Genomic DNA, 3,443 nt, shown 5'->3' with positions numbered 1-3,443 from the left:
AGGACACCCGAGACGGTGGCCTGGCTCTGGCCGGTGGCAGAAGCGATGCTCGCGACGAGCTCGGTCTTGGTGATGGACTTGTCAGCCATGTCATCCTCCAGCGACGAGGTTCCCGTCGCATCGTTGGTGATTCCGGGGGGCGACTGCCCTCCGTTGGTCGAGTGACCGCCTTGAATGTATCAACCAGCGCCCACATTTCCGCGTCATTTCGCGGGTTTTGGACTATTCAGCGGCGTGTCGTGGGTCAGAAGTGACGAATGTGACTCGTGTGGCGGTGGCTTGACGCGTGCTGGCGGTGCGTTCGCCCGCTGGCTGCGAAGGAGATCGCGCGCAACGAAGGACTGAATCCGGCATCCGCTCCTTCGCGGCGTGAGATCTCCTTCACGGGAAGCGCTGCAGGTCAGCCCGTGGCGGTCACCGCTGCGCGGTCGATCCGCGTCAGAGCGGGCGATGGGCCGCGACCACCGAACGGGCGGTGCGCTCGAACGCCGGCGTGACCCGCTCGTCTCCGTCGAGGTACCCGCCGACGAGCGCAGCGTCGCGCAGCAGCACGAGGGATGCCGCGACATCGGCGGCACTCTCGAGTCCGGCCTGCTCGGCCACGGCCTGCAGGGTCGAGCGGAACCACTCCCGGTGCTCGTCGATCAGTCGCCGGACAGCGCCGTCGGCATCCGGGTACTCCGCCGCCGCGTTGATGAACGGGCAGCCGCGCGTATGCCGGAGACGGATGTCGGCGGCGATGCCCTCGATCACAGCGACGACGAGCTGCCCCGGATCCGTGACCGCTTCTCCTGCTTCAGCGAACATCGCGCGCAGCATCTCGTCTTCGTTGCGCAGATACGCGAGGACGAGATTCTCCTTGCCGCCGAACTGGTTGTAGAGCGTCGCCCTGGTCACCGCGGCCTCGTCGATGATGCGATCGACGCCGACCGCGTGGATCCCCTCCTCGTAGAAGAGCCTGGTGGCGGTGTCGATCAGCCGCGCGCGGGCTGCGCTGGGCCGCTTCGCAGCCGTCGTCGGAACGGAGGTGGGAGTCGTGGTCTTCATGGTGATCCCTCTCATCGTGTCATCCGATTCGGGTTTTCGGGAATACGTTGCGCTAGATAGAACGTTCGGTCTACTATCAGCGTATCGCACCCGCACACGGCGGGGCGGAGACAGGAGAAGAATCCATGAACGGCACCGACAAGACCCCGATCGTCCTGATCCACGGACTCTGGATGACGCCGAAGAGCTGGAACACGTGGGCCGAGCGGTTCCGCGCTCAGGGCCACGAGGTGATCATCCCGGGGTGGCCCGGGATCGAGGACCGCTCGGTCGAGGACATCCGCCGCAACCCGGCAGCCCTCAAAGGGATCGGCCTGAAGCAGATCGCCGACAACTACGAGCGCATCATCCGGGCGCTTCCGGTCAAGCCGATCATCATGGGCCACTCGTTCGGCGGCGTGCTCACCCAGATGCTCGCCGACCGCGGCCTCGGTGCCGCCTACGTCGGGGTCGCGCCGGGACAGACCGCCGGCGTCACCGCACTCCCTCTCTCGACCCTCTGGACCGGCACCCCGATCCTCTCGAACCCGTTCGCCGTCAACGGCGCCAAGCCGCTGTCGAAGCGTCACTTCCACTTCACCTTCGGCAACGACCTCCCCCGCGCAGCATCCAACGCCCTCTGGGAGGAGTACGCCGTGAACTCCTACAACAAGGTCTTCTTCGAGGGCGTGACCTCGGTGCTCAACGAGAAGGGCGGAGTCACGCACGTCGACTACGCGCGGACCGACCGCGCACCGCTGCTCGTCATCACCGGCGGGATCGACCACGTGGTGCCGCCGGCCATCGGTCGCGCGATCGTCAAGAAGTACCGCTCCAGCGGCAGCCCCGCCATCGTCGACTACAAGGAGTATGCGGGACGCACCCACCGCCTCGTCAGCCAGGACGGCTGGGAGGAGATCGCTGACTACGCGCTCACCTGGGCGGTGGCGCACGCGACAGCATCCGTCGCGTGATGCCTGGCGCTGTGGCGCCCTTGTCTGCGTGCGAAGGAGATCGCTCGCAACGAAGGACTGAATTGAGCATCCGGTCCTTCGTTGCGTGTGATCTCCTTCACTGCGAGCGACGACATCAGGGGAGATGCTTGCCCTGAGCGACCGCCTCCATGATGATCGCCTGCACTTCCGGCCAACGAGCCATGATCTGCTCGTACCCGAATCGCAGCACGTGATAGCCGCGAAGCATGAGCTGCGCGTCGTGCTCGATGTCACTCGTGCGTTGCGCTCCGACATGCGTTGCACCGTCGATCTGGATCACCAGACGCTCGCCGATCAGAAGGTCGACCCGGTGGCCGAGCAACCACGCCTGCGGCAGCATCGCCAGGCCCAACCACCGCAACCGCGTCACGAAGATCGTCTCGAGACCGGAATCCGAGAACGGACGCGCGGATTCGAGAAGCGCCCTGGCCGCGGGCGGCAGATCGAAACCCGAGAGCAGACGCTTGTCGGTGAGCTTCCTGTTCAGCGCCGATTCCCAGATCACCAGGGCGGTCTCTCTCGGCTGACAGTACGCGACCAACGCGAGGACGTTGACGAGCCCGTCGACGGTCGAGTCCGGATCACGAGGCACGACGGGGCGAGACCAATGGATCACGACCTGTGAGGGGACCCGCACACGAGCGGCATTCGGACGGGCGGCCACATGGAGCGGCGATGCCGTCGGCACCCAGAGCCCGAGGCGCTCAGCGGCACTGACGCAGCTGATGACCACTCCGCGAGTCGCGGCTCCCGCGATGACGGGGTCCGCGTCGGGCAGAGCGACCCACCCGCGGCGGATCGACGTCACCACCCCGAGTTCGCGTGCACGGCGCAGCGTGTGAGAGCTGATCCCTGCCGCCCGGAGGGTTTCTACGCGCGCGACGCCTCCTCGGCGTTCGAGCTCTGCGACCGGATCCATCAGGCGATAGTGCCTCTCGGCAGGCCTGCGCCGGGGGCGAAATCCCAGCCCATGTGCACAACTGCGGGGTGTTCTCCCTTGTGCAGTGGCGGTGGTCCGAAGGAGATCTCACGCAACGAAGGAGCGTTTGCCGCAGCATCCCCTTCTCAGTGAGAGATCTCCTTCGCAGCGCGAGCGCAGATGCGGGGGGGGGCGAGGGCAGGGCGAGGGCAGCGCGAGGGGGGCGAGGGGGATGCGGAACCCTGCCGGGTACAGCAAGAGGGGCGAGGATCCGAAGATCCTCGCCCCTGCTTGTCTGCTGAGACTTACCAGCTCGACTTGGTGACACCCGGCAGCTCGCCACGGTGTGCCATGTCACGGAAGCGGACACGCGAGATGCCGAACTTCGTGAGGACACCGCGGGGGCGGCCGTCGATGACGTCGCGCGAACGCACGCGAGCCGGCGACGCGTTGCGCGGCAGCTTCTGCAGGCCGACGCGTGCGGCCTCGCGGGCCTCGTCGGT

Annotated in this window: 4 protein-coding genes and 1 pseudogene; 1 reads left to right on the top strand and 4 read right to left on the bottom strand. The window is 66.7% G+C overall.

The annotated features are described in order from the left end of the window. Both ACESK8_RS16490 and ACESK8_RS16485 read right to left on the bottom strand, forming a co-directional pair. A pseudogene (locus ACESK8_RS16490) lies at positions 1 to 89 on the bottom strand (integration host factor); the annotation flags it as partial. A gap of 349 nt (positions 90 to 438) precedes the next feature. Continuing rightward, positions 439 to 1,047, bottom strand: coding sequence for a TetR/AcrR family transcriptional regulator (locus tag ACESK8_RS16485; RefSeq protein WP_372969604.1), 609 nt, complete (start codon positions 1,045 to 1,047; stop codon positions 439 to 441). A gap of 125 nt (positions 1,048 to 1,172) precedes the next feature. Between ACESK8_RS16485 and ACESK8_RS16480 the strand changes: the two genes are divergently transcribed. Continuing rightward, on the top strand, positions 1,173 to 2,000 hold the full coding sequence (locus tag ACESK8_RS16480; RefSeq protein ID WP_372969603.1) for an alpha/beta hydrolase: 828 nt from the start codon (positions 1,173 to 1,175) through the stop codon (positions 1,998 to 2,000). A 115-nt stretch (positions 2,001 to 2,115) separates the two neighbouring features. Here the strand turns inward: ACESK8_RS16480 and ACESK8_RS16475 are convergent, their stop codons facing one another. Beyond that, positions 2,116 to 2,940 carry a DUF559 domain-containing protein gene (locus ACESK8_RS16475; RefSeq protein WP_372969602.1) on the bottom strand — a complete coding sequence of 275 codons (825 nt, stop codon included), beginning with the start codon at positions 2,938 to 2,940 and terminating at the stop codon, positions 2,116 to 2,118. Between the two features lie 305 nt (positions 2,941 to 3,245). Continuing rightward, on the bottom strand, positions 3,246 to 3,443 hold a 198-nt coding region (rpsN, locus tag ACESK8_RS16470), incomplete at its 5' end, for a 30S ribosomal protein S14 (RefSeq protein WP_372969601.1).

Origin of the sequence: Microbacterium sp. (assembly GCF_041641055.1) — a bacterium.
Taxonomy (GTDB): Bacteria; Actinomycetota; Actinomycetes; order Actinomycetales; family Microbacteriaceae; genus Microbacterium.
This window is presented reverse-complemented; position numbering and strand designations above follow the sequence as displayed.

What these genes read in the sequence shown, in the direction of transcription:
- ACESK8_RS16485 (WP_372969604.1), bottom strand. Translation starts at nt 1,047, where the DNA reads ATGAAGACCACGACTCCCACCTCCGTTCCGACGACGGCTGCGAAGCGG.
- ACESK8_RS16480 (WP_372969603.1), top strand. Translation starts at nt 1,173, where the DNA reads ATGAACGGCACCGACAAGACCCCGATCGTCCTGATCCACGGACTCTGG.
- ACESK8_RS16475 (WP_372969602.1), bottom strand. Translation starts at nt 2,940, where the DNA reads ATGGATCCGGTCGCAGAGCTCGAACGCCGAGGAGGCGTCGCGCGCGTA.